24 protein-coding genes and 1 tRNA gene are annotated in these 22767 nt (G+C 66.8%); 16 read left to right on the top strand and 9 right to left on the bottom strand.

Annotated elements, in window-relative coordinates; all coding sequences use genetic code 11:
• Together JHC99_RS08640 and JHC99_RS08635 are read left to right on the top strand one after the other, a co-directional pair.
• On the top strand, window positions 1-812 hold an 812-nt coding region (locus JHC99_RS08640; RefSeq protein WP_292153402.1), incomplete at its 5' end, for a nucleoside recognition domain-containing protein.
• A gap of 9 nt (window positions 813-821) precedes the next feature.
• Window positions 822-1577, top strand: coding sequence for an A24 family peptidase (locus tag JHC99_RS08635; RefSeq protein ID WP_292153400.1), 756 nt, complete (start codon window positions 822-824; stop codon window positions 1575-1577).
• Here the strand turns inward: JHC99_RS08635 and JHC99_RS08630 are convergent.
• Both JHC99_RS08630 and JHC99_RS08625 read right to left on the bottom strand, forming a co-directional pair.
• Window positions 1574-1978 (bottom strand): RusA family crossover junction endodeoxyribonuclease, encoded by a 405-nt coding sequence (locus JHC99_RS08630; protein ID WP_292153399.1) that lies wholly within the window; start codon window positions 1976-1978, stop codon window positions 1574-1576. The two genes, JHC99_RS08635 and JHC99_RS08630, sit on opposite strands and share 4 nt — an antisense overlap.
• The gene (locus JHC99_RS08625) at window positions 1975-2622 is read right to left on the bottom strand and encodes a peptidylprolyl isomerase (RefSeq protein ID WP_292153397.1); all 648 of its coding nucleotides are present in this window, start codon (window positions 2620-2622) and stop codon (window positions 1975-1977) included. Before JHC99_RS08625 ends, JHC99_RS08630 begins: the two co-directional genes overlap by 4 nt.
• A gap of 76 nt (window positions 2623-2698) precedes the next feature.
• Here JHC99_RS08625 and fumC point away from each other — a divergent pair, with 76 nt between their 5' ends.
• Window positions 2699-4090, top strand: coding sequence for a class II fumarate hydratase (gene fumC, locus JHC99_RS08620; RefSeq protein WP_292153396.1), 1392 nt, complete (start codon window positions 2699-2701; stop codon window positions 4088-4090).
• A 57-nt stretch (window positions 4091-4147) separates the two neighbouring features.
• Here the strand turns inward: fumC and JHC99_RS08615 are convergent, their stop codons facing one another.
• From JHC99_RS08615 to JHC99_RS08605, 3 genes are all read right to left on the bottom strand, one after another.
• Window positions 4148-4540 (bottom strand): YccF domain-containing protein, encoded by a 393-nt coding sequence (locus tag JHC99_RS08615; protein ID WP_292153394.1) that lies wholly within the window; start codon window positions 4538-4540, stop codon window positions 4148-4150.
• A 106-nt stretch (window positions 4541-4646) separates the two neighbouring features.
• Window positions 4647-5279: a TetR family transcriptional regulator gene (locus tag JHC99_RS08610; protein ID WP_292153392.1), complete on the bottom strand. Its 633-nt coding sequence runs from the start codon at window positions 5277-5279 to the stop codon at window positions 4647-4649.
• A 105-nt stretch (window positions 5280-5384) separates the two neighbouring features.
• A tRNA-Thr gene (locus tag JHC99_RS08605) sits at window positions 5385-5460 on the bottom strand.
• 76 nt (window positions 5461-5536) lie between these two features.
• On the opposite strand from JHC99_RS08605, the gene JHC99_RS08600 reads away from it, so the two are divergent.
• Entirely contained in the window at window positions 5537-5890 is a 354-nt protein-coding gene (locus tag JHC99_RS08600; protein ID WP_292153390.1) for a DMT family protein, read from the top strand.
• A 338-nt stretch (window positions 5891-6228) separates the two neighbouring features.
• Here the strand turns inward: JHC99_RS08600 and JHC99_RS08595 are convergent, their stop codons facing one another.
• Window positions 6229-6666 carry an HIT family protein gene (locus JHC99_RS08595; RefSeq protein ID WP_292153388.1) on the bottom strand — a complete coding sequence of 146 codons (438 nt, stop codon included), beginning with the start codon at window positions 6664-6666 and terminating at the stop codon, window positions 6229-6231.
• Between the two features lie 79 nt (window positions 6667-6745).
• Between JHC99_RS08595 and JHC99_RS08590 the strand changes: the two genes are divergently transcribed.
• From JHC99_RS08590 to JHC99_RS08575, 4 genes are all read left to right on the top strand, one after another.
• Complete coding sequence (locus JHC99_RS08590; protein WP_292153387.1) at window positions 6746-7648, top strand: enoyl-CoA hydratase-related protein; 903 nt, start codon at window positions 6746-6748, stop codon at window positions 7646-7648.
• A gap of 64 nt (window positions 7649-7712) precedes the next feature.
• Complete coding sequence (locus tag JHC99_RS08585) at window positions 7713-8138, top strand: hypothetical protein (RefSeq protein WP_292153385.1); 426 nt, start codon at window positions 7713-7715, stop codon at window positions 8136-8138.
• A gap of 31 nt (window positions 8139-8169) precedes the next feature.
• A complete protein-coding gene (locus JHC99_RS08580) occupies window positions 8170-9999 on the top strand; it encodes an aminopeptidase P family protein (protein WP_292153383.1) in 1830 nt (609 codons plus the stop codon).
• Between the two features lie 58 nt (window positions 10000-10057).
• On the top strand, window positions 10058-11047 hold the full coding sequence (locus JHC99_RS08575; protein ID WP_292153381.1) for an aldo/keto reductase: 990 nt from the start codon (window positions 10058-10060) through the stop codon (window positions 11045-11047).
• Between the two features lie 31 nt (window positions 11048-11078).
• Here the strand turns inward: JHC99_RS08575 and ligA are convergent, their stop codons facing one another.
• Window positions 11079-13394: an NAD-dependent DNA ligase LigA gene (gene ligA, locus JHC99_RS08570; protein WP_292153379.1), complete on the bottom strand. Its 2316-nt coding sequence runs from the start codon at window positions 13392-13394 to the stop codon at window positions 11079-11081.
• A gap of 119 nt (window positions 13395-13513) precedes the next feature.
• Here ligA and JHC99_RS08565 point away from each other — a divergent pair, with 119 nt between their 5' ends.
• Complete coding sequence (locus JHC99_RS08565; protein ID WP_292153377.1) at window positions 13514-14500, top strand: M20/M25/M40 family metallo-hydrolase; 987 nt, start codon at window positions 13514-13516, stop codon at window positions 14498-14500.
• 94 nt (window positions 14501-14594) lie between these two features.
• On the top strand, window positions 14595-15224 hold the full coding sequence (locus tag JHC99_RS08560) for an isoprenylcysteine carboxylmethyltransferase family protein (RefSeq protein WP_292153375.1): 630 nt from the start codon (window positions 14595-14597) through the stop codon (window positions 15222-15224).
• Window positions 15225-15267: 43 nt separating this feature from the next.
• On the opposite strand, the gene JHC99_RS08555 is transcribed toward JHC99_RS08560, so the two are convergent.
• Window positions 15268-15753: a peptidylprolyl isomerase gene (locus tag JHC99_RS08555; protein WP_292153373.1), complete on the bottom strand. Its 486-nt coding sequence runs from the start codon at window positions 15751-15753 to the stop codon at window positions 15268-15270.
• Between the two features lie 34 nt (window positions 15754-15787).
• Here JHC99_RS08555 and JHC99_RS08550 point away from each other — a divergent pair, with 34 nt between their 5' ends.
• The gene (locus JHC99_RS08550; RefSeq protein ID WP_292153372.1) at window positions 15788-16516 is read left to right on the top strand and encodes an RlmE family RNA methyltransferase; all 729 of its coding nucleotides are present in this window, start codon (window positions 15788-15790) and stop codon (window positions 16514-16516) included.
• A 1-nt stretch (window position 16517) separates the two neighbouring features.
• On the opposite strand, the gene JHC99_RS08545 is transcribed toward JHC99_RS08550, so the two are convergent.
• A complete protein-coding gene (locus JHC99_RS08545) occupies window positions 16518-17060 on the bottom strand; it encodes a DUF2061 domain-containing protein (protein WP_292153370.1) in 543 nt (180 codons plus the stop codon).
• A gap of 146 nt (window positions 17061-17206) precedes the next feature.
• On the opposite strand from JHC99_RS08545, the gene guaB reads away from it, so the two are divergent.
• Genes guaB through guaA form a run of 5 tightly spaced genes read left to right on the top strand, consistent with a single transcriptional unit; the run spans window position 17207 to window position 22727 of the window.
• Window positions 17207-18667: an IMP dehydrogenase gene (gene guaB, locus JHC99_RS08540; RefSeq protein ID WP_292153369.1), complete on the top strand. Its 1461-nt coding sequence runs from the start codon at window positions 17207-17209 to the stop codon at window positions 18665-18667.
• Window positions 18668-18677: 10 nt separating this feature from the next.
• Entirely contained in the window at window positions 18678-19070 is a 393-nt protein-coding gene (locus JHC99_RS08535) for an MAPEG family protein (RefSeq protein ID WP_292153368.1), read from the top strand.
• 8 nt (window positions 19071-19078) lie between these two features.
• A complete protein-coding gene (locus tag JHC99_RS08530; RefSeq protein ID WP_292153366.1) occupies window positions 19079-20494 on the top strand; it encodes an RsmB/NOP family class I SAM-dependent RNA methyltransferase in 1416 nt (471 codons plus the stop codon).
• Window positions 20491-21162 (top strand): 5'-methylthioadenosine/S-adenosylhomocysteine nucleosidase, encoded by a 672-nt coding sequence (locus JHC99_RS08525; protein ID WP_292153365.1) that lies wholly within the window; start codon window positions 20491-20493, stop codon window positions 21160-21162. Before JHC99_RS08530 ends, JHC99_RS08525 begins: the two co-directional genes overlap by 4 nt.
• Before the next feature lie 11 nt (window positions 21163-21173).
• Window positions 21174-22727 carry a glutamine-hydrolyzing GMP synthase gene (guaA, locus tag JHC99_RS08520; protein ID WP_292153364.1) on the top strand — a complete coding sequence of 518 codons (1554 nt, stop codon included), beginning with the start codon at window positions 21174-21176 and terminating at the stop codon, window positions 22725-22727.
• Window positions 22728-22767: the final 40 nt, after the last annotated feature.

The following is a 22767-nucleotide window of genomic DNA, read 5'->3' as shown; positions in this document are numbered from 1 at the left end:
AGCGGGACCGGCTGACCACCATCATGGTCGCGCCCCTGATGACCTGTTCGGCGCGGATCCCCGTCTACACCTTGATCATCGGAGCCTTCATTCCGCAGCAGACGGTGTGGGGGTTCGTGAACCTGCAGGGGCTGGTGATGTTCGGCCTGTATGCCGCCGGCATCGTCTCGGCGCTGGCGGTGTCGTTCGTGATCCGCAAGGTGTTCTGGAGGGGGGCGGTCGAGCCCTTCATGATGGAGCTGCCCAGTTACAAGTGGCCGGACCCGAAGAACGTGCTGTTCAATCTGTGGCTTCGGGCCAGGATCTTCATGGAGCGCGCAGCCCGGATCATCCTGCCCCTGATGGTCATCGTCTGGGCTTTGGCCACCTTCCCCTATCCGCCCGAGGGCGCGACCCAGCCGGCCATTGACTATTCGTTCGCCGGGATGATCGGCCATGCGCTGGAGCCGATCTTCGCGCCCATCGGCTTCAACTGGCAGATGGTGATCGCCCTGGTGCCAGGAATGGCCGCGCGCGAGGTCGCCGTGGCGGCGCTGGGCACCGTTTATGCGGTCGGTGATCCGGAGGCGGCCGGAAGCCTGCTGGGGGCGACCCTGGCGGCGCAATGGTCGCTGGCCACAGGCCTATCCTTCCTGGCCTGGTATGTCTTCGCGCCCCAGTGCGTGGCGACGCTCGGCGTGGTCAAGCGCGAGCTGAACAGCTGGAAATGGATGTGGGTCATGGTCGTCTACATGTTCGCCCTGGCCTATCTGGCGTCGCTGGTGACCTATCGCGTCGCGGTCGCCCTTGGCGGAGGCGTGGTCGGCGGCTAAGGCCGGTCCATGCCGCAACCGGTCGTCATCGCCATCCTCATGGGCCTGCTGGGCGCGATCGTCGGCAGTTTCCTCGCGGTCGTGAGTGTGCGGCTGCCGCGCGACGAAGGCGTCGTATTCGGCCGGTCGCACTGTATGAGCTGTGAGCGGGCATTGGCCCCGGCCCATCTGGTTCCGGTCCTCAGTTGGCTGTGGCTGAAGGGACGATGCGGCTGGTGCAGGGCGGCGATCTCGCCGCGCTATATCCTGATCGAGCTGACGGCGGCGGGCATCGGCGTCTGGTCGGGGCTGACCGGTGGCGACTGGGTCTTCGTCGCGGCAACGGCCCTGCTGGGCTGGCAACTGCTGCTGATTGCGATCATCGACGCCGAGAATTTCTGGCTGCCGGACATCCTGACCTGGCCTCTGGCTGTGACGGGCATGATCGCTGCAGCTGTGCTATGGCAAACTATTCCTTGGGCGCAGATGCTTGGTGCGGTCTGTGGTTTCGGGTCGCTGTGGCTTCTGGCCTGGATCTACAAGCGGCTTCGAGGCCGCGACGGGCTGGGCGGCGGCGATCCCTTTCTGTTCGGCGCGGCAGGTGCCTGGGTCGGATGGATGGGGTTGCCCAGCGTCCTGCTGTGGGCCTGTGCGGCCGGCTTTGCGATCGTCGTCGCGAGGCTGATCGTCCGCCGCGCGGTCAGAGGAACGGATCGGCTGCCGTTCGGGACCCTTCTGGCGGTCGGACTATGGCTGACGTGGGTCTACGGCCCGATCGGCATCTAGAGGTCTGTGGCGGTCCAGCCCTGGCTCGGAGAACCTTTGCGCGGATAGCTGCGGATCGTGATCCGTTCGCGTTCGCCCTCGCGCCGTTCGACCACCAGCCGGGCGACCTGGGCATCGTCATGGAACAGATAGCCCTTGATGGCGTCCAGCAGGGCCTTGGCCAGGTTGTCCAGGTCGAGCAGGGGCGGATCGCCGATATGCTCCATCGTGATCTCGACCACATAGTCGCCCCAGGAGGGTCGCGATGACCATTCCTTCCTCATGAACTCATAGACGAGCGGCTTGTAGTATTTGGCCTGGGTGGTCAGGCCGTCGATGGTGATCTCCACCGCCTCGCCGACCTCGCGTGCCCTGACCTTGCCGGTGCCGATCCAGGCGGGCTGGCTGCCTTGCTGGCTCATCGTGGAGCCGCAGGGCGGCGGGGGCCGACGATGAAGCCGTCGCTGCCCATCTCGCACCAGTCCGAATAGCCGCCGGTGGCATAGACCTGTCGGAAAGCGACCGGGTCATCCAGTTTCTCCGCCATCGCGGGGTCGGAGTGGATCCCCTGGACTGTCTCCATGCCGGCCACGACCTGTCCGAAGGCGGCGAAGCCCTGACCGTCCGGATTGCGCGCGCCGCCGAAATCCAGCGAGGGCGAATCCTTGACCACGATGAAGAAGCTGGAGGTCGCCGTGTCAGGCCCGTCGCGCGCCATCGAGATCGTCCCGGCGGTATGCGACAGGCCGGTGTCGCGCGTGCGCTCCAGCGGGATGGGCCCAAACCCCGGATCGTCAGGTCCGTGAGAGGAGGCGGCCTGGATCACGTCGATGGGGTTCGGGTTGGGGTCGGTCTCGCTGACCACGGTGCGAAAGAAGCTACCGCGCGGGTAATGGCCGCGCTGGACGTAGCGCAGGAAGTTGCAGGTCGTGACAGGGGCGTGGATCGCGTCCAGCGAGACGGTGATGCTGCCGTACTCGGTCCTGAGGGTCACGCGCGGCTGATAGAAGACGGGGAAGCTCTGAACCGCCAAGGTTGCCGCCAACATCAGACCCGTGATCGACATCGCCTCGCCTTGCTCCCTGCCGCTCAGGTGCTACACCGCCGCGCATCCCTTCGCCACGCCTTCAGGCCATCGATTCATGACGACGCACCGCACAGAAACCGACACCTTCGGCCCGATCGAGGTCGCCGCCGACCGATACTGGGGTGCGCAGGCGCAAAGGTCGCTGGGGAACTTCAAGATCGGCTGGGAAAAGCAGCCCCTGCCGATCGTGCGGGCGCTGGGCATCGTCAAGCGCGCCGCCGCCGAAACGAACATGGCGCTTGGTCGGTTGGACCCCGCCATCGGCAACGCCATCGTGCGCGCCGCCGACGAGGTCATCGAGGGCAAGCTGGACGACCATTTCCCCCTCGTGGTCTGGCAGACGGGCTCGGGCACCCAGTCCAACATGAACGCCAACGAGGTCATCAGTAACCGCGCCATCGAGATGCTGGGCGGCGAGATGGGATCGAAGAAGCCGGTCCACCCGAATGACCACGTCAACATGAGCCAGTCGTCCAACGACACCTATCCCACAGCGATGCACGTCGCCTGTGCGGAAGAGGTGACGCACCGGCTGCTGCCCGCCCTGCAACAGCTGCGCAATGCCCTGAACGACAAGGCCGAGGCCTGGAAGTCGATCATCAAGATCGGCCGTACCCACACCCAGGATGCGACGCCGCTGACGCTCGGTCAGGAGTTCAGCGGCTACGTCCAGCAGGTGACCAAAGGGATCGAGCGGATCGAGTCGACCCTGCCCGACCTGATGCAACTGGCCCAGGGTGGCACGGCGGTCGGCACAGGCCTGAACGCACCGATCGGGTTCGCGGAGGGCGTGGCCGAGAAGATCGCCCAGATCACCGGCCTGAAGTTCACGACGGCCCCCAACAAGTTCGAAGCCCTCGCCGCCCACGACGCCATGGTCTTCAGCCACGGGGCCATCAACACCGTCGCCGCATCGCTGTTCAAGATCGCCAACGACATCCGCTTCCTCGGCTCGGGCCCCCGCTCGGGCCTGGGCGAACTGGCCTTGCCGGAGAACGAGCCGGGCTCGTCGATCATGCCGGGCAAGGTCAATCCGACCCAGTGCGAGGCCCTCACCCAAGTCTGCGTCCAGGTGTTCGGCAACAACGCCGCCCTGACCTTCGCGGGCTCGCAGGGGCATTTCGAGCTGAACGTCTTCAACCCGGTGATGGCCTATAATTTCCTGCAGTCGGTGCGGTTGGTGGCCGATGCGGCGGTCAGCTTCACCGAGAACTGCGTCGTCGGCATCGAGCCCCGCATCGACAACATCGAACGCGGCCTGAACAACTCCCTGATGCTGGTCACCGCCCTGAACGGCAAGCTGGGCTACGACGCCTGCGCCAAGATCGCCAAGACCGCGCACAAGAACGGCACCACCCTGCGGCAAGAGGCTGTCGGCGGTGGCTACCTGACGGACGCGGAGTTCGACGAAGCGGTGCGGCCCGAGAAGATGATCTCGCCGGGGTGAGGGCACCGGGTTCCTCGCAACGATGCGGCGGCAGGATGACCTGCCGCCGCTCTCAATTCAGGGCTTGTCCCGGATGGTCGCGCCGACGGGGGCCAGCGCCAGTTTGGCGAGCTCCAGATCCTTCAGCGCGAACGGGATACCGATGATGGTGATGGCCTCGGCGAAGGCGATGATCAGGTGCGACAGGGCGATGTACCAACCGGCGAAGATGAACCAGATGACGTTCAGGCCGACGCCGAAGCAGCCGATATCCTTGCCCGCCGGCTCACCGGCCCAGACGACCTCGCGACCAAAGGGCCAGAAGGAATAGCTGGCGATCCGCCAGGCGGCGAAGCTCCACGGCAGACCGACGACGGTCAGGGCCAGGATCGCACCGCCCAGCAGCCAGAGCAGGCCGCTGATCCAGCCGCCGAAAAATAGCCACAGCACGTTGAGGATCAGGCGGATCAAGGCGGTCGTCTCCAGGACGCCACAACGGCGTCGGTTTCAAGATAAGGGCGGCAAGCCCGGAACGACAGCGGGTCGCGGGTGAATTCGCCGTAAGGCCTGTGGCGGATCAGCGTCCGGTGACCAGCTTGACGACGATGTGGGCGGTGGTGTCGAGGATGGTTTCCGCGGGCGTGTCGCCCCGTCGAAGCAGGTCAAAGCCCGCCGCCATCGACTCGACCAGGTTGGCGACCTCGTAGGAGGTCAGGCGTGGGTCCAGACCCTTGTCGTGATAGCCGGTAGCATGGGCCTGGGCGATGCGGCGCTCGAAGGCGAGGTGGGAGCGACGCAGGCGTTTCACGCGGGTCTCGACGAAACCCGGCTCACCCTTGTCGGCCAGCATGTGCTCGATGCGCAGGACGGGACCGTGTTCGCGCCAGAACATCAGCACATCGACAACATAGGCGCGTGCCGCGGTGAAGGCCCGATCGCCCGACCAGTCACTGTCGAGATAACGCGCCAGTGGCTGGAACTCGGTACCGGCGATCTCGCAAAGGGCCAGAACCGGTTCCTCGACCGTCTTGAAATAGGTGTAGAAGTTGGACGGGGACACGCCGGCGGCGGCGGCGACGTCGGCGACCCGGATCTCGCCCAGATGACGGCCATCCAGCAGCGAGCGGGTGGCGTCGAGGATCGACTGGCGCGTCCGGCCGCCCCGCGCGCCGATGCGGTGGCCCAATTTGTTGGTCGTGCTGGCGGGCATGGGGGAGCTTTGCCGGAGACGTCAGAATGGTTTCGCCACACCTGGACCATGTCGTCAACGACAGACGCTGGCGGACTGACGCATCGGTCTGGCGAAATCAGGAAATGGTGCCGGCTGCAGGAATCGAACCCGCGACATCCAGTTTACAAAACTGGCGCTCTACCAACTGAGCTAAGCCGGCCCACGGTCGCCCTTTCGGGCGTCGGATCGCGGCCTTATGCTGGCACAATCGGTCGCGGGCAAGCAGATTGGCGCTCATGAAGCTGTCGTTTCCCTATCTTGCGCCGATCCTGATGCTGGTCGCGTCCAACGTCTTCATGACGGCAGCCTGGTACGGCCATCTGAAGTTCGGGTCCAAGCCGCTGTGGATCGTGGTGATCATCAGCTGGGGCATCGCCCTGTTCGAGTATTGCCTGGCCGTACCGGCCAACCGGATCGGCCATCAAGTCTATTCGACGGCCGAGCTGAAGACGATGCAGGAGGTGATCACCCTGATCGTGTTCGCGGTCTTCTCCGTGACCTTCCTCGGCGAGAAGCTGACGTTGAACCACGCCGTCGGATTCGCCCTGATCGTGGGCGGAGCCTGGTTCATCTTCAGGGGGCCGCTCTGAAGGGTCGATTGCCGCTGGCTGCGCGTCATCCGGCCGCGTGCTCGCGCTCTGACTTGGCGGTGGCGGTCTGAAAAACACGCCGCCAAACCGCCATACCGCCACGCGTGGTCAACGAATTCAATGCCTTGTCTGTCCGGCCGCCAAGCGACCGCCACGGTCTGCGACAGTCCCTCGCGATGAAGACGCCGATCGGCGGATGAACGTTTCAAAGACCCGTTGGGAGGACGTGGTGAGCCCGGCAACGTGGCGCAAGACCAAGTCAGGAAAATATTCCTCAACTTCCGGGCTTTTTGGCGCGAGGATGGCCATGTCGCCGACCTCCCCGTGTCGGCCGACGGTCAGTCCAGCGCGGCGGTGATCCGTTCCGCCAGCGACTTGAGTATCTCGGCTTCGGCCATGGGGGCGTGGCCGTGGCCCTTCAGCGGGCGGTCGGGCCAGCGCGGGATGATGTGGAAATGCAGGTGGAAGACGGTCTGGCCCCCGGCCTCGCCGTTGAACTGCATGATGCTGAAGCCCTCGGGGGACAGGGCCTTGACCACCGCGCGGGCCGTCCGTTGGGTGGCGGCGGTCAGTCTGGCCAGCGCCTCGGGCTCGATCTCAAGCAGGTTTCGGGCCCGGGAGGTCTTCGAGATCACCAGGACATGACCCTCGGACTGGGGGAATACGTCCATGAAGGCGAGGACGTCGTCGTCCTCCCAGACCTTCACGGCGGGAATCTCGCCGTTGAGGATGCGGGCGAAGATGTTTGCGGGGTCGTAGGTGCCGGTCAGGCTCATCGCGCGTTCTCCTGTATGAGCCGTCTCTAGCAACGGCGCGGCGCGGGGACTATCCGTGTCGCGAACCAGGAGTTCCACCATGCCCGATACACCGTCCGAAGCCGATCTGAATGCCCTCGACATCACCGACGCCGAGGCGGCCGTCGTCAACAGCATCGCCCAGCCCCTGGTGCCGGGCGCCGCGCCAGACGCCAACGACGACCTGGTCCAGATCGAATCGACGAGCGACGGCGTGGTTTTCGTCACCATCAACCGGCCGCAGAAGAAGAACGCCTTCGACGCCGCGACCATCGCGGCCCTGCACGAGGCGTTCGAGACCCTGCATGGTGCTGATCATGTGCGGGTCGTCTTCCTGCGCGGGGCAGGGGGGACATTCAGCGCCGGGGCCGACCTGTCGTGGATGCGCGATGCCGCCGACTGGTCCGAGAGCGACAACCGCGACGACGCCATGGGTCTGGCCCGGATGCTGAAGGCCTTGCACGACGTCCCGGCCCTGACGGTCGCGATCGTCGAGGGTGCGGCCATGGGCGGCGGGGCCGGGATGGTCTGCGCCTGCGACATGGCGGTCGCCGTCGAGGGAGCCAGGTTCGCCTTTTCCGAGGTCAAGCTGGGGCTGATCCCGGCGACCATCGCACCGTATGTGGTCGAGGCAGTCGGGGCTCGGCGGGCGCGGGCGCTGTTCCTGACCGGAAACACCTTCGATGCCGGCTATGCTGCGCATCTGGGGCTGATCGACATGGTGCTGCCCGATGCGGCAGCGATCGACAGCTTCGTGACCATGCTGACCGACAGTCTGGGCGGCAGCGCGCCGGGGGCCATGGGCGACGCCAAGCGCCTGGTCCACCATGTGGCGGGGCATCGGCTCGACACCGGGCTGATGGAGGACACCGCCAAACGGATCGCGCGAGCTCGCGTGTCGGCCGAGGGCCAGGAAGGCGTCCGCGCCTTTCTGGACAAGCGCAAACCCTTCTGGACCACCTGACGTCCGGATGTTCAGATACGCAGGCCGTGACAACTGCGGCGGGTCTTGATCAGGAGCTTCGTCGATGAAGCCGGTGATGTTGATGGCGGCTGCGGCTGCGGCCGGGGCCGTGGTGCTCGCGGGCATGACGACCGAGGCCTGGGCCGAGACCGCCGAGGCCCGGCGGCCCGAGAACCGGGCCGACTTGCAATGCCTGGCCGTCTTTGCCGCCGTCGCCGGTCTCGATCCCGACGATGCAGAGCTTCAGTCGGGGGCCGTCGGTGCCCTGATGTACTATTCCGGCCGCCTGAACGGGCGGGCTCCGACGGTCGACTGGTTGGAAGAGCTGAAGCAGTTCATCATTTCCGACATCGATGAGGGCTTCAAGGTCGAGGCCGAACGCTGTGGGCGCGAGATGATCCAGCTGGGGGCCGAGATGACGGCCTGGGGCACCGAGATGCAGGTGCTCGGGGCCAAGATGGAAGACACCCGGAAACCGGGAACGCCTTGAGCCGGGGCGGTGGCTGGCTTAGGTCTGGTGCATGCGCCAGACCTTCGACGAAACCACCGATCCGTCCTTCGGAGCCCGACATCTGCCGCTCGTGCGGGCGCGCCTGCTGGAGCAGGGGCTGGACGGCCTGCTGGTCCCGCATGAGGATGAGCATCAGAACGAATATCTGCCCGAGGCCAACGATCGCCTGGCCTGGCTGACGGGGTTCACCGGGTCGGCGGGGGCTGCGGTGGTGATGAAGGATCGCGCGGCGGTGTTCGCCGATGGGCGCTATACCGTTCAGGTCCGGGCCCAGGTGGACGCAGGCCAGTTCGAGATCCTCGACCTCGTCGAGGGCGGGGTGCCGGCCTATCTGGAGCGCGCACCCAGGGGGGCCGTGATCGGGTACGACGCGCGTTTGCACAGTCCCGATGCGCTCGAAACGCTCGGCCGCGCGGTGGCCAAGGCGGGTGCGGCGCTGAAGCCGGTCGACGTCAATCCGCTGGATGCCGCCTGGGCCGAAGCGCGACCCGCCCAGCCTCAGGCCCCCATCGTGCCGCACGAGGATCGCTATTCCGGCGAGAGCCATGTCTCCAAACGCGAGCGGATCGGGCGCGCCGTGGCCGAGGCCGGTGCCGACGCTGCGGTCCTGACCGCCCCATCGTCGATCGCCTGGCTGTTCAACGTCCGGGGCGGGGACGTGATCCGTTCGCCCATGCCGCTGGGCCAGGCGATCCTGAACGCCGACGGGACCGCCGAACTGTTCCTCGATCCGGCCAAGGTCACCAATGAACTGCCGGGCTGGCTGGGCGACGCGGTCACCCTGAAGCCGACGGCGGCCCTGGACGACGCCCTCGACGCGCTGGCGGGCCGGAAGGTGCTGATCGATCCAGCCCAGTCCTCGGCTTGGTATTTCGACCGGCTCGAAGGGGCGGGGGCGTCGGTCGTGCGCGCCATGGACCCCTGCGCAGTGCCTCGCGCAGCCAAGAACCCGGTCGAGATCGAGGGCACGCGTCAGGCCCACATCCGCGACGGCGCGGCGCTCAGCCGGTTCCTTCATTGGGTCGATACGGTGGCCCAGGACACCCTGCCCGGCGAACGCGAGATCGTCGGTGTCCTGGAAAGCTTCCGCGAAGCGACCGGCATGCTCAAGGATCTGTCTTTCGACACGATCGCGGGCGCGGGCCCGAACGGTGCCCTGCCGCACTACAAGCCCGTCGGCGACAAGATTCGGCCGATCGAGAAAGGCTCGCTGCTGCTGGTCGACGGCGGCGGGCAATATCTGGACGGCACCACAGACGTGACCCGGACCATGGCGATCGGCGAGCCGACCGCGGATCAGCGCCGGATGTTCACCCTGGTGCTCAAGGGGCATATCGCCATGGCGACGATCCGCTTTCCGGCCGGCACGACAGGGCATCAGCTGGACGCCATCGCGCGCCAGCCGATGTGGATGGCAGGCCTCGACTATGACCACGGCACGGGCCACGGCGTCGGGTCTTACCTCGGGGTCCACGAGGGCCCGCAGCGGATCGCCAAGGCGGTCAACACCCAACCGCTGCTGACCGGCATGATCCTGTCCAACGAGCCGGGCTATTATCGCGAGGGCCACTGGGGCATCCGGATCGAGACGCTGCAGGTCGTTACGGAGCCCGAGCCCATTCCCGGCGGCGAACGGCCGATGCACGGGTTCGAACAGCTCACCTTCGCGCCGCTGGATCGGCGGCTGATCGATGTGAATGCCCTGACGGTGGCAGAGCGGGCGTATGTCGATGCCTACCACGCCGAAACCCTGGCCAAGGTCGGCCCGCTGCTGGCCGAGGGGCCGCAGGCGGATGCGTCGGCTCTGGCGTGGTTGAAGGCGGCCTGCGCGCCGCTTTAGGCCTTGCGGTTTCAGGTGGCGCTTCCGACCTGAGGGCTCCAGCCTGAAGGAGCGCACCATGAAGACCCGTCGTCTCGGACCGAATGGTCCCGAAGTGTCCGCCATCGGCCTGGGGTGCATGGGGATGGCTTCCTTCTATGGGCAACCGTCCGACGAGGCGCAGGCCACGGCGGTGATCCATCGCGCGCTCGACCTGGGGATCACCTTGTTCGACACGGCCGAGATGTACGGCCCCCACACCAACGAGATCCAGGTCGGCAAGGCCTTGGCGGATCGGCGCGACAAGGCCTTCGTCGCGACCAAGTTCGGCATCGGCTACAATGCGGATCGTACGGCGCTGAAGGTCGATGGATCGCCGGCCAACGTCCGCCGCGCGATCGAGGGCAGTCTGACCCGGCTCGGCATGGATCACGTCGACCTCTATTACCTGCACCGCGTCGATCCCGACACGCCGATCGAGGAGACGGTGGGCGCGATGGGCGAGCTGGTTACCGAGGGCAAGGTGCGGTTCCTGGGTCTGTCCGAAGCGGCGCCCGAGACCCTGCGCCGGGCCCACGCGACCCATCCGATCACGGCGCTGCAGACCGAATACTCCCTGTGGAGCCGCGAGCCCGAGGGCGACATTCTGACGACGGTGCGCGAACTCGGCATCGGCTTTGTGCCCTATAGCCCCTTGGGACGGGGCTTCCTGTCGGGCGAGATCCGGTCGATCGACGACCTGGAGGAGGGCGACTTCCGCCGTTCCAACCCGCGCTTCATGGGCGATAATTTCCAGAAGAACCTCGATCTGGTCGAGGCGGTCAAGGCGATCGCCCACGACCGGGGGATCACGGCGGCGCAACTGGCCCTGGCCTGGGTGCTGGCGCAAGGCGACGACCTGGTCCCCATCCCAGGCACGCGGCGGATCGCGACGCTGGAGGACAATGCGGCGGCGGCGGATGTCGTCCTGACGCCTGAAGACCTTGCGGCGATCGAAGAGGTCTTCCCCCGCGATGCGGCATCAGGCCATCGCTATGCCGAGGCGGCGCGGTCGGCGCTGAACCGGTAGTCGAGGCCCTCTTTCAGCGAGGCGAGAAGGATCAGGAAATGAGCGCCAGCCATTCGTCCTCAGTCAGGACGGCGACGCCGTGCTTCTGGGCGTCAGCCAGTTTTGAGCCCGCGCCGGGGCCGGCGACGACGTAGTCCGTCTTCTTCGACACCGACCCGGACACCTTGGCACCCAGGCTTTCGGCGCGCGCCTTGGCCTCGTCGCGGGTGAAGCGTTCGAGCGCGCCGGTGAAGACCACGGTCTTGCCGGCGACCGGACTGTCGGTCTTCGGCCGTTCGGCATCGACGATGCTCGTGAGCTCGGCGACCAACGCATCGACGACGACGCGGTTGTGGGCCTCGTGGAAGAAGTCTGCGATGGCACGCGCCGCGACGGGGCCGACACCGGCGATGCCCGCGATCTCTCCGAGGGTCATGGACGGGCCGTCCTCTCGCGCGATGCGGGCCAGCTCGCGTATGCCGCGCCAATCGCTCGCCAACGGGGCCAGGGCGCGTCGGGCCGGGGCAGCGATGCCGGGGAAGGCGAGGGCCAGTTTCTGGTCGATCGGGGCTTCTGGCCAGGGATCGGCGGGCGAAAGTTCGGCGGCGGCCATGACCGACAGGGTGCGAGCCGAGACGCCGTGGCCTTCGGCGAACCGAGTCCATTCGGGCGAGGGCAGGCCGGACGCCGCGTTCAAGCCAGCGGCATGGAAGCTGGCCCAGTCACCGAAATGGCGCGCCAGCAGCAGCGAGGTCTGGTCCCCGATATCGCGAATGCCCAGGGCGAAGATCAGGCGCTCCAGCGTGATGAGGCGCCGCGCGTCGATGCCTGCGATCAGGTTGCGCACGCTGGTCTCGCCATAGCCGTCCTCGGCGCGAAGCTGGTCCAGTTTCTCGGCGTCTCGGGCCAGGCGGAAGATGTCGGCGGGCTCGCTGATCCAGTCGCGATCGTGAAAGGCCATCAACTGCTTCTCACCCAGACCCTCGATGTCGAAGGCGCGGCGCGACACGAAATGCTTGAGTCGCTCGACCAACTGGGCCTTGCAGATCAGACCGCCGGTGCAACGGCGGCGCACGTCGTCGCCCTCGCGCACGGCCTCTGAGCCGCAGACGGGGCAGTGGGTGGGGAAGACGTAGGGGGCGGCGTCGGCCGGGCGCTTCTCGATCACCACCGAGACGATCTGGGGGATGACGTCGCCGGCGCGTTGCAGGATGACGGTGTCGCCGATCCGGACGTCCTTGCGGGTGATCTCGTCCTCGTTGTGCAGGGTGGCATTCCTGACAACGACACCGCCGACGGTGACGGGGGCCAGTCTGGCGACGGGTGTCAGGGAGCCGGTTCGGCCGACCTGGATGTCGATGCCTTCAAGCACCGTGGTCGCCTGCTGGGCCGGAAACTTGTGGGCGATGGCCCAGCGGGGGCTGCGTGACACGAAGCCGAGGCGCTCCTGCCAGTCCAGGCGGTCGACCTTGTAGACCACGCCGTCGATGTCATAGCCGAGGCCCGCACGGTCGGTCTCCAGGCCGCGATAGACCTCCATGAGACCCGCTGTGTCCTTGACCCGGATGGAGCGCGGATTGACCTTGAAACCCCAGGATTTCAGCGCGTTCAGCGCCTCTTCCTGCGTTTCGGCGAAGGGGGCGGACACCTGGCCCCAGGCGTAGGCGAAGAAGGCGAGGGGACGGGCGGCCGTCACCGTTGGGTCGATCTGGCGCAACGATCCGGCGGCGAAGTTTCGAGGGTTGGCGTATGTGCGCGCGCCGGCGGCCTCGGCTGAGGCGTTGAAGGCGGCGAAGGCGTCGTTGGGGGCATAGACTTCTCCCCGGACCTCGATCAGGTCGGGCCAGCCGGTGCCGGACAGCCGGTGCGGTATGTCGGCGATGGTCTTAAGGTTGGCGGTGATGTCCTCGCCCGCCCGGCCGTCGCCCCGCGTTGCGCCCTGGACCAGGACGCCCGTCTCATACCGGATATTGGCCGACAGGCCGTCGATCTTGGGCTCTGCGACGAAGGCAACGGGGTCGGCGGCGGGCAGTTTGAGGAACCGCTGGATCCGGGCCACGAAGTCGGCGACGTCGCCCTCGTCGAACGCGTTGTCGAGCGACAGCATGGGGACGCCGTGCCGGACCTCCGAGAACTGGGCCGAGGCCGGAGCGCCGACCTTCAGCGACGGCGAATCCTCACGGACCAGGGCCGGAAATCGCGTCTCGATGGCCAGGTTGCGGGCCTTGAGCGCATCGTACTCGGCGTCGGTGATCTCGGGCGCGGCCTCGGCATAGAGGGCATCGGCCTCGGCCATGGCGGTCGCCAGACGGGCCAGTTCGTCGCGGGCCTCGGCCTCGGTCAGGGTGTCTACGGGTGTCTCGGCCATGGGAATCGCAAACGCTGGGGTCGGTCCTCGGTTTAGCATTGGAGCGGACGATGACACGATCTTAAGCTGACGCGGTCGCGGCGGCGGATTATGCATCCGACCCGTATCCAGGAGTCGCCATGTCCCGCTCGAACACCGCCGCAATCGCGGGCCTGACCCTGGCGGCGCTGTTGGGGCTGTCCGGCTGCGATACGGTCGGCCTGTCGCCGGAAGCGGCCCCGGCTCCGGCCCCCGCCGTCGCGCCGCAGGTCCAGCCGGTGCCGGAGCAACTGCTCGCCGACGTTCGCATCCTGTCGGCCGATGACATGGAGGGGCGCGACACGGGCTCTCCCGGCGGTGAGCGGGCGCGGGCCTATATCGTGTCTCGGCTGGAGGCGATCGGGATCGCGGCTCCGCCCATGGGCCGGCTCCAGCCGTTTGCGGCCGAGGTCCCCACCCGGTCGGGCCCGAAACGTTATGCGGGCACCAATATCCTGGGCCTCATTCCCGGAACGCGCGTTCCCGACCGCTACATCGTCATCAGCGCCCACTATGACCACGTCGGCACCCGGGACGGACTGATCTACAACGGCGCGGACGACAATGCGTCGGGCGTGGCCACCATGCTGGAGATCGCGACCCGGCTGAAGGCCCAGCCGCCCGAGCACAGTGTCATCATCGTCGCCTTCGACGGTGAGGAGCGCGGCCTGATCGGGGCCAAGCATTTCGTCCAGGCACCGCCGGTGCCCCTGACCTCCATCGCGTTGAACCTCAACTTCGACATGACTGCCCGCGCCGAGACCGATGGTCATCTGTGGGTCACGGGCACCTGGCAGCACCCGACCCTGCGACCAATGCTGGAGTCGGTCACGGCGGTCGGCCCCGTCTCCCTGGCCTTCGGCAAGGACACGCCCCAGGACACGGGCGAGAACAACTGGGTCGAGGCGTCAGACCACGGTGCCTTCTTCAAGGCCGGTATCCCGTTCCTGTATCTGGGCGTCGACTACCACCCCGACTATCACCGGCCGTCCGACGATTTCGAGCGGATCACCCCGTCAGTGTTCGCAAGCGCGACCGAGCTGGCGGTTTCCTCGTTCCGGGCGCTGGATCGCGCGATCGATCGCTGATCGCAGCCGATTTTCAATCGCAAAGATAAGGCTTGCATGATGGTCAAGCTGGTCGTCAACGTCGCTCCCCGATATGTACGCAAGCGGAACAATGATGACGACGGCGGCGACCGACACCTTCGACCTTCAGCGCATCCAGAAGATCCGGAAATGGGTGCTGGGATTGGCCCTGATGGCTGTGGTCACCCTGGCGATGTTCAGCGGGACCTGGTGGGGCGAGGGTCGAGTTCATGATGCGGTGGAGGCGTTCGGCCTTGGGGCGATCGTACTCAGCATCGTCGGCCGGGCCTGGTGCTCACTCTACATCGGTGGGCGCAAGAAGGCCGAGGTCGTTTCGACGGGGCCTTACTCCCTGAGCCGCAACCCGCTGTATGTCTTCAGCTATGCCGGCGCATTCGGGGTGGGAGCACAGACCGGAAGCCTGACCATCGCCGCCCTGTTCGTGGTCATCGCCGTCGTCGTGTTCCGCATGACCATCGCCAAGGAAGAGGCCTGGCTGTCGGCCGAGTTCGGCGAGACCTACAAGTCCTACATGGCGCGGACACCGCGTTGCGGGCCTGACTTCTCGAAGTGGCGCGACGAGGACGAGCTGAACATCCGGCCACGATTCTTCTTGACCACCCTGCGGGACGGGCTGGTCTTCCTGGCGGCCATTCCGGTCTTCGAGGGAATCGAGTTGGCGCAACAGTCAGGCTGGCTGCCGGTCCTGCTGCGCCTGCCCTGACCCATGTGAAAAGGGCGACCCGTAAGGGCCGCCCTGGTTCACGTCAGTTGACAGTCGCCTTGATGATCTTGCCCGGGTTCCGGGGCGGCTCGCCCTTGGGCAGGGCGTCGACGTGGTCCATGCCCTCGATCACTTCGCCCCAGACGGTGTACTGGCGGTCCAGGAAGGTCGCGTCGTCCAGGCAGATGAAGAACTGCGAGTTCGCCGTGTCGGGCTGGCTGGTGCGGGCCATCGAGCAGACGCCGCGCACGTGGCGCTCTGCCGAAAACTCGGCCTTCAGGTTGGGCTTCTTGGAGCCCGAGGTGCCGGTACCGGTCGGGTCGCCGCCCTGGGCCATGAAGCCGGCGATCACACGGTGGAAGACCACGCCGTCATAGAAGCCTTCGCCGGCCAGTTCGGTGATGCGGGCCACGTGGCCGGGGGCCAGGTCGGGCCGCAGCTTGATGACAACGTCGCCGGTGTCGAGGGTGAGAGTCAGGGTCTGGTCGGCCAACGGCGCGCTCCTTTTGTCGTTTGTGGCGGGGGTCATAGCCCGGGATCGCCGTCGGGGCTATGTGGGAAGCATGACTGACGACGAAAAGCCCCCCCTGAGCGATGCCGAACCCGCCCGGCGCAAGATGGTGCGCCCTCCCAGCGGGGGAACCGCCGCCGGCCGCGGCATGGGCACCCAGATGAAGACCGCCGACAAGAAGTCGATGTCCTCCATCCAGTGGATCAAGCGCCAACTGGCCGATCCTTGGTCCGAGAAGGCCCGTGCCGAAGGCTATCGCAGCCGTGCGGCCTTCAAATTCTCCGAGATCGACGACCGGTTCCGGCTGGTCAGGAAGGGCTCGCGCGTCATCGACCTGGGGGCCGCGCCGGGTGGCTGGGTTCAGGTCTGCGTCAACCGGGGGGCGGCCAATGTGGTCGGGGTCGACCTGTTGCCGATCGAGCCGATCCCGGGCTCGATCCTGATCCAGGCCGATTTCACCGATCCCGGCGTGGACCAGCAGTTGCTGGACGAGCTGGGCGGTCAGCCCGACCTGGTGCTGTCCGACATGGCCCACAACACCGTCGGGCACCGCCAGACGGATCACCTGAAGATCATCGCCCTGATCGAGATCGCCTCGGACTTCGCCATCCGGACGTTGAAGCCCGGCGGGCATTTCGTGACCAAGAATTTCCAGGGCGGCGACGCGGGCCGGGTCCTCGCGGAACTGCGCGAGGCCTTCCACGAGGTCAAATACGTCAAGCCGGCCGCCAGTCGGAAGGGGTCGTCGGAGGTCTATCTGGTGGCGCTGAACCGGCGTTAGATCAGGCGATGGCGAACGCGCGCGCCGCCTTGCGCGCCTCGAGCCGAGCCCAGAGCCGGTCGTGCAGGGTGAAGAACACGGTCTGGACCAGGGGTTCGACAAGGCCGATCGCCAGGGCCAGGTGCCAGTTCCGGGTCAGGGCCATCGCCACGCTGACGGCGACGACGAAATGCATGACGCCGTAGGTCACGGTCTTCAGCGCGATCTGTTTCAGGGAGCGAGGCAGGCCGTGCGAGTGGCCATCAAAACTGTGCAGCCGCGATTGTTCGTTCCGGTCCATCACGTCGAGGCGGGCGGAGACGGCCTCGGCGCCTTCTTCGGCCATCGACAGGCGCGCCCGCCGTTCGACCCGGTGCCAGAGCCGGTCGTGCACCGTATAGGCAAAGGTCTGGAAGATCGGCTCCACGACACCGACGGCCAGGGCCACCCGCCAATCGCGCGTGATCGCGTACGCCACCAGGATCGCCACGAACAGGTGCATGACGCCGTAGCTCGCGACTTTGAGCGCGAGCCGGCGGATGGACTGGGCGATCAACTGGACCATGACTGGTAAATGAGAATGGGTCGCATGTGTTGCAAGGCGGGCGTCGATCTTTTGCCGATGGCCTTCTTCAGTCCCGGCCCTGGCGATGCGGAGGTTGACTTCGCAACCGCGAAAGAGGATAGGCGGCCCGCAAAACGGAGACTCCCATGGAGATTCGCGAAGGGCTCACCTTCGACGATGTTTTGCTTGAACCCGGTCCGTCAGAGATCATGCCCGCAGACGCGGACGTCTCGACCCGGCTCACTCGCGACATCAGGCTGAACATCCCGCTGACCTCGTCCGCCATGGACACGGTCACCGAAAGCCGGCTGGCCATCGCCATGGCCCAGGCCGGCGGTCTGGGCATTCTTCACCGCAACATGACGGTCGAGGAACAGGCCGATCAGGTGCGGGAGGTGAAACGCTATGAAAGCGGCATGGTCATCAATCCGGTGACCATCACGCCCCAGACGACGCTGGGCGAAATCCGCGCCATCGTGGCCAAGAAGAAGATCAGCGGCTTTCCGGTCGTCGATCCCGACACGGGGCGTCTGGTCGGCATCCTGACCAATCGCGACATGCGGTTCGACACCGATCCGAACCGCAAGGCCATCGAGCTGATGACCACCGGCGATCTGGTCACCGTGCGCGAGGGAGCCGGACGCGATGAGGCGCGGGCCCTTCTGCGGGATCGCAAGATCGAGCGGGTCATCGTGGTGGACGAGGACTATCGTGCCACCGGCCTGATTACGATGAAGGACATCGAGAAGGCCCAGGCCCATCCCCATGCGGCCAAGGACGATCAGGGCCGGCTGCTGGTCGGCGCCGCCTCGACCGTCGGCGACGCAGGCTATGAGCGGGCCATGGCCTTGGCCGAGGCGGGCGTGGATGTGGTCGTGATCGACACCGCCCACGGCCACTCGATCCAGGTCAGCCGCGTGGTCGAACGCATCAAGCGCGAGAGCAATCGCATCCAGATCATCGCCGGTAACGTCGCCACCTATGACGCCGCCCGCGCCCTGATCGACGCGGGCGCGGATGCCGTGAAGGTCGGGATCGGCCCGGGCAGCATCTGCACCACTCGCATCGTCGCGGGCGTCGGCGTCCCGCAACTGACCGCGATCATGGAGGCAGTTCGCGCCGCCAGGGGATCGGGCGCGCCGGTCATCGCCGACGGCGGCATCAAATATTCCGGCGACCTGGCCAAGGCCATCGCGGCGGGTGCCAGCGTGGCCATGATGGGCTCGATGTTCGCCGGCACGGACGAGAGCCCCGGCGAGGTCTTCCTCTACCAGGGTCGCAGCTACAAGTCGTACCGCGGCATGGGTTCGGTGGGGGCCATGGGGGCCGGCTCGGCCGACCGCTACTTCCAGAAGGAAGTGGAGGACACCCAGAAGCTGGTGCCCGAGGGCATCGAGGGCCAGACCCCCTACAAGGGGCCGATCGCCCCGGTGTTGCACCAGATGATCGGCGGCCTGCGCGCCGCCATGGGCTATGTCGGTGCGCCCGACATCGCCCAGTTCCAGTCTCGCGCGCGGTTCGTGCGCATCACGGGGGCCGGATTGCGCGAGAGCCACGTTCATGACGTGATGATCACCCGCGAAGCCCCGAATTATCGGCAAGGGTGAGACTCGATCGATGACGCCTGAACTCACCTATCTGGCCCTCACCCTGATCCTGGCGATCGTGCAGATCTTCCTGCCTGCGATCGGTCGTACCGTTCAGTACGGCACCGAATGGAACGCCGGGCCGCGCGATGCGATCATGCCGCCGGTCAAGCCCATCACCGGGCGGCTGGAGCGGGCCCAGGCCAATCTGTACGAGACCCTGCCGCTGTTCATCGCCGCCGTCCTGATCGCCCATGTGTCGGGTGAGGACGGATTTCTGACCTATTGGGGCGCCACCTTGTATTTCTGGGGGCGCGTCGTCTTCGTCCCCATTTACGCGTTCGGCATCCCGGCGCTTCGCAGCGTGGTCTTCATCACGTCGCTCGTGGGTCTGGTGATGATCATCGCCGCCCTTTTCCTCTGAAAGCTTAAGTGACCCCAGCCGCTCGCCTCGCCGCCGCCGCCTCCGTCCTGGACTCCATCGCCCAGGGCCGCCAACCGGCCGAGGCCGTGCTCAAGGCCTGGGGGACGGCAAACCGCTATGCGGGGTCCAAGGACCGTCGCGCCATCGCCGATCAGGTCTACAAGGTGCTGCGCGCGCGAGGTCGCCTGGTCTGGGCCATGGGTGGGCGCGAGGACGGGCGGGCCCTGGTCATCGGGTGCCTGAGCCTGATCGACGGCCTGTCGATCGAGGAGATCGAGGCGCTGCATTCGGGCGACGGATACGGCCCCAAGCCCCTGTCCAAACAGGAACGGTCGCGCATCAGCCTGACCGGCGACGAGGTGCCCGGGTGGATCGCGGCGGGTCTGCCCGAGTTTGTCATGGAGGACTTCAAGTCCAGCTTCGGCGATCGCTGGGCCGAGGAAGCCGCCGGACTGATGCTTCCGCGCGCGCCGATCGACCTGCGGGTCAATGCGGCCAAGGCGACGGTGGCAGAGGTCGAGGCGGAGCTGCGCGAGGCCGGGCTGAACCCGACACGGACGCCCTGGTCCGCCTGGGGCCTGCGCCTGTCGGCCGAGCCCCCGCCCAACGTGCAAGCTTTGGCGGCCTTCAAGGAAGGGCGGATCGAGATCCAGGACGAGGGCAGCCAGATCGTCTGCGCCCTGGCCGGGGCTCAGTCAGGCATGACCGTCGTGGACTATTGCGCCGGGGGCGGGGGCAAGACCCTGGGCTTGGCCATGGGCATGGCGGAGGAGGGCGGTGATCGCCCGGTCGAGGCCGCCGAACCCGAAAAGGTCTGGACGCCGACCGGCTGGGTCGAGGCACCCAAGGCCGCGCGCGCGGCGCCGGCGTCGGCCGGGATCGACGGGCGACTGATCGCCTGTGACGTGGTCCAGAAGCGGCTCGACAACATCAAGCCCCGGCTGCAACGCGCCGGCGTGTCGGCGGAACTGCTGCAACTCGGCCCCAACGGTGGCGGGGTCGAGGACCTGGTGGAACAGGCCGACGTCGTGTTTGTGGATGCGCCATGCACCGGCACCGGCACCTGGCGACGCAAGCCCGAGGACGCCTGGCGGCTGAAGCCCGAGGACGTGGCGCGGATGCACACGCTGCAGATGGCGATCGTGGCGCGCGCGGCCAAGCTGGTGAAGCCGGGCGGCCGGCTGGTCTATGTCACCTGTTCGATGCTGCGGCAGGAGAACGAGGCGACCATGGATGCCTTCGAGGAGGATCATCCCGGGTTCGCGCCGGTGCCGATGGCCGAGGCGGTCGGATCGCCGCACCTGACCGACGCCGGTCGCAACCGGCTGGTCGACTTAGCCGAGGGCGGGCACCGGCTGCGGCTGTCGCCGGCGACGACGGGCACCGACGGCTTCTTCGCCGCCGTCTACGAGCGGCGGGCGTGAGCGGGCCCGTTCATGCAGGAATGGCATTTGAACTGAAGGCCTTCGGGCCCATCTCGGCCCTGTGCGTGATGGCGGCCGAGGCGGAATACGGTCCGGCGCTCCGTGTACGGATCAAACCGTTGATCACCGGCGTCGGACCGGTCGAGGCGGCGGTCGAGACGACGGCGGCCCTGGCCGAACTGGCGCGCACGGACGCCCTGCCGGACCTGGTCATTTCGCTGGGCTCGGCGGGATCGCAGACCCTGGATCATGGCCGCGTCTACTGGATCGACGAGGTCGCCTACCGTGACATGGATGCGACCGTGCTGGGCTTCGCGCCTGGCGTCACGCCGTTCCTGGACCTGCCTGCCAGCCTGACCCTGGCCAGTGGACCGCAGGGCCAGCCCTATGCGAGGCTGGCGACGGGCGGCAGCGTGGTCTCGGGCGAGGCCTATGACGCCATCGATGCCGACATGGTGGACATGGAGACCTATGCAGTGGTCCGCGCCGCCGCCCGATTTGGCCTGCCGGTCATCGGCCTGCGCGGCGTGTCGGACGGCAAGGCCGATCTGACCGGCCTATCCGACTGGACGGACACCCTGGCGGTGATCGACGAAGGTCTGGCGGAGGCGCTGGACCTGCTGGAACACGAACTTACCCGGCTGACCGCCGAGCCCAACGACGCCTGACCGGAGCCCTAATGACCGACCACCAGAAGGTTCTCATCGTCGATTTCGGCAGCCAGGTGACGCAACTGATCGCGCGGCGCCTGCGAGAGGCGAGCGTCTACTGCGAGATCCACCCCTATGCGAAGGCCGAGGCCGCGCTGGCGGCGATGAAGCCGGCGGCCATCATCCTGTCGGGCGGTCCCGAAAGCGTCCACGAAGAGGGCAGCCCCCGTGCACCGCAAGCTGTGTTCGAGGCAGGGGTGCCGGTGCTGGGCATCTGCTACGGCGAGATGACCATGTGCGAACAGCTCGGCGGCAAGGTCGAGGGCGGCCACACCCGGGAATTCGGCCGGGCCGAGATCACCGTCGCCAAATCATCCCCCCTGCTGGCCGGACTGGCCGTGGTTGGTGAAGACGAGACCGTCTGGATGAGCCACGGCGACAAGATCGTCGCCATCCCCGAGGGCTTCGACGTCGTCGCGACCTCGGCCGGCAGTCCTTACGCCGTCATCGCCGACGAGACCCGCCGGTTCTACGGCGTCCAGTTCCACCCCGAGGTGATGCATACGCCGCGCGGCCACCAGATGCTGAAGAACTTCACCCACGGCATCGCCGGGCTGAAGGGCGACTGGACCATGGCCGCCTATCGCGACGAGAAGATCGCCCAGATCCGCGAACAGGTCGGCTCGGCCAAGGTCATCTGCGGCCTGTCCGGCGGCGTGGACTCTTCGGTCGCCGCCGTCCTGATCCACGAGGCGATCGGCGATCAGCTGACCTGCGTGTTCGTGGACACCGGCCTGTTGCGCAAGGACGAGGCGACCCAGGTCACCACGCTCTTCCGCGAGCATTACAACATCCCGCTGATCCACGTTGATGCGTCGAAGGAGTTCCTCGGCGAACTGGCGGGCCAGTCGGATCCGGAGACCAAGCGCAAGACCATCGGCCGGGTCTTCATCGAGATCTTCGACCGTGAGGCCAGCAAGATCGAAGGCGCCGAATTCCTGGCCCAGGGCACCCTCTATCCTGACGTGATCGAGAGCGTGTCCTCGTCGAGCGGCAAGGCCCATGTCATCAAGAGCCACCACAACGTCGGCGGGTTGCCCGACTATATGAAGCTCAAACTGGTCGAGCCCCTGCGCGAGCTGTTCAAGGACGAGGTCCGCGCGCTGGGTCGCGAACTGGGGCTTACGGATGCGTTCGTAGGACGCCACCCCTTCCCCGGACCGGGCCTGGCGATCCGCATCCCCGGCGAGATCACGCCGGACGCGGTCGAGACCCTGCAACAGGCCGACGCCATCTATCTGGACGAGATCCGCAAGGCTGGCCTCTATGACAGCATATGGCAGGCCTTCGCCGTCCTTCTGCCGGTGAAGACTGTCGGCGTCATGGGCGACGCCCGCACCTATGAAAAGGTGCTGGCCCTGCGCGCCGTGTCTTCCACCGACGGTATGACGGCGGACTTCTTCGAGTTTCCGTGGGACGTGCTGGGCAAATGCGCGACACGGATCGTCAACGAGGTCCGTGGGGTCAACCGCGTGGTCTATGACGTGACGTCCAAGCCGCCCGGCACGATCGAGTGGGAATAATTCAGGGCTCTCGCTACCTTTCGGTATCGCTTCCGGATCG

This window comes from Brevundimonas sp. (genome assembly GCF_016463485.1).
Taxonomy (GTDB): domain Bacteria; phylum Pseudomonadota; class Alphaproteobacteria; order Caulobacterales; family Caulobacteraceae; genus Brevundimonas.
Note: the sequence above shows the minus strand (reverse complement) of the source record. Positions and strands in the feature narration are given on the sequence as shown.

What these genes read in the sequence shown, in the direction of transcription:
- JHC99_RS08635 (WP_292153400.1), top strand. Translation starts at nt 822, where the DNA reads ATGCCGCAACCGGTCGTCATCGCCATCCTCATGGGCCTGCTGGGCGCG.
- JHC99_RS08630 (WP_292153399.1), bottom strand. Translation starts at nt 1,978, where the DNA reads ATGAGCCAGCAAGGCAGCCAGCCCGCCTGGATCGGCACCGGCAAGGTC.
- JHC99_RS08625 (WP_292153397.1), bottom strand. Translation starts at nt 2,622, where the DNA reads ATGTCGATCACGGGTCTGATGTTGGCGGCAACCTTGGCGGTTCAGAGC.
- fumC (WP_292153396.1), top strand. Translation starts at nt 2,699, where the DNA reads ATGACGACGCACCGCACAGAAACCGACACCTTCGGCCCGATCGAGGTC.
- JHC99_RS08610 (WP_292153392.1), bottom strand. Translation starts at nt 5,279, where the DNA reads ATGCCCGCCAGCACGACCAACAAATTGGGCCACCGCATCGGCGCGCGG.
- JHC99_RS08600 (WP_292153390.1), top strand. Translation starts at nt 5,537, where the DNA reads ATGAAGCTGTCGTTTCCCTATCTTGCGCCGATCCTGATGCTGGTCGCG.
- JHC99_RS08595 (WP_292153388.1), bottom strand. Translation starts at nt 6,666, where the DNA reads ATGAGCCTGACCGGCACCTACGACCCCGCAAACATCTTCGCCCGCATC.
- JHC99_RS08590 (WP_292153387.1), top strand. Translation starts at nt 6,746, where the DNA reads ATGCCCGATACACCGTCCGAAGCCGATCTGAATGCCCTCGACATCACC.
- JHC99_RS08585 (WP_292153385.1), top strand. Translation starts at nt 7,713, where the DNA reads ATGAAGCCGGTGATGTTGATGGCGGCTGCGGCTGCGGCCGGGGCCGTG.
- JHC99_RS08580 (WP_292153383.1), top strand. Translation starts at nt 8,170, where the DNA reads ATGCGCCAGACCTTCGACGAAACCACCGATCCGTCCTTCGGAGCCCGA.
- JHC99_RS08575 (WP_292153381.1), top strand. Translation starts at nt 10,058, where the DNA reads ATGAAGACCCGTCGTCTCGGACCGAATGGTCCCGAAGTGTCCGCCATC.
- ligA (WP_292153379.1), bottom strand. Translation starts at nt 13,394, where the DNA reads ATGGCCGAGACACCCGTAGACACCCTGACCGAGGCCGAGGCCCGCGAC.
- JHC99_RS08565 (WP_292153377.1), top strand. Translation starts at nt 13,514, where the DNA reads ATGTCCCGCTCGAACACCGCCGCAATCGCGGGCCTGACCCTGGCGGCG.
- JHC99_RS08560 (WP_292153375.1), top strand. Translation starts at nt 14,595, where the DNA reads ATGACGACGGCGGCGACCGACACCTTCGACCTTCAGCGCATCCAGAAG.
- JHC99_RS08555 (WP_292153373.1), bottom strand. Translation starts at nt 15,753, where the DNA reads ATGACCCCCGCCACAAACGACAAAAGGAGCGCGCCGTTGGCCGACCAG.
- JHC99_RS08550 (WP_292153372.1), top strand. Translation starts at nt 15,788, where the DNA reads ATGACTGACGACGAAAAGCCCCCCCTGAGCGATGCCGAACCCGCCCGG.
- JHC99_RS08545 (WP_292153370.1), bottom strand. Translation starts at nt 17,060, where the DNA reads ATGGTCCAGTTGATCGCCCAGTCCATCCGCCGGCTCGCGCTCAAAGTC.
- guaB (WP_292153369.1), top strand. Translation starts at nt 17,207, where the DNA reads ATGGAGATTCGCGAAGGGCTCACCTTCGACGATGTTTTGCTTGAACCC.
- JHC99_RS08535 (WP_292153368.1), top strand. Translation starts at nt 18,678, where the DNA reads ATGACGCCTGAACTCACCTATCTGGCCCTCACCCTGATCCTGGCGATC.
- guaA (WP_292153364.1), top strand. Translation starts at nt 21,174, where the DNA reads ATGACCGACCACCAGAAGGTTCTCATCGTCGATTTCGGCAGCCAGGTG.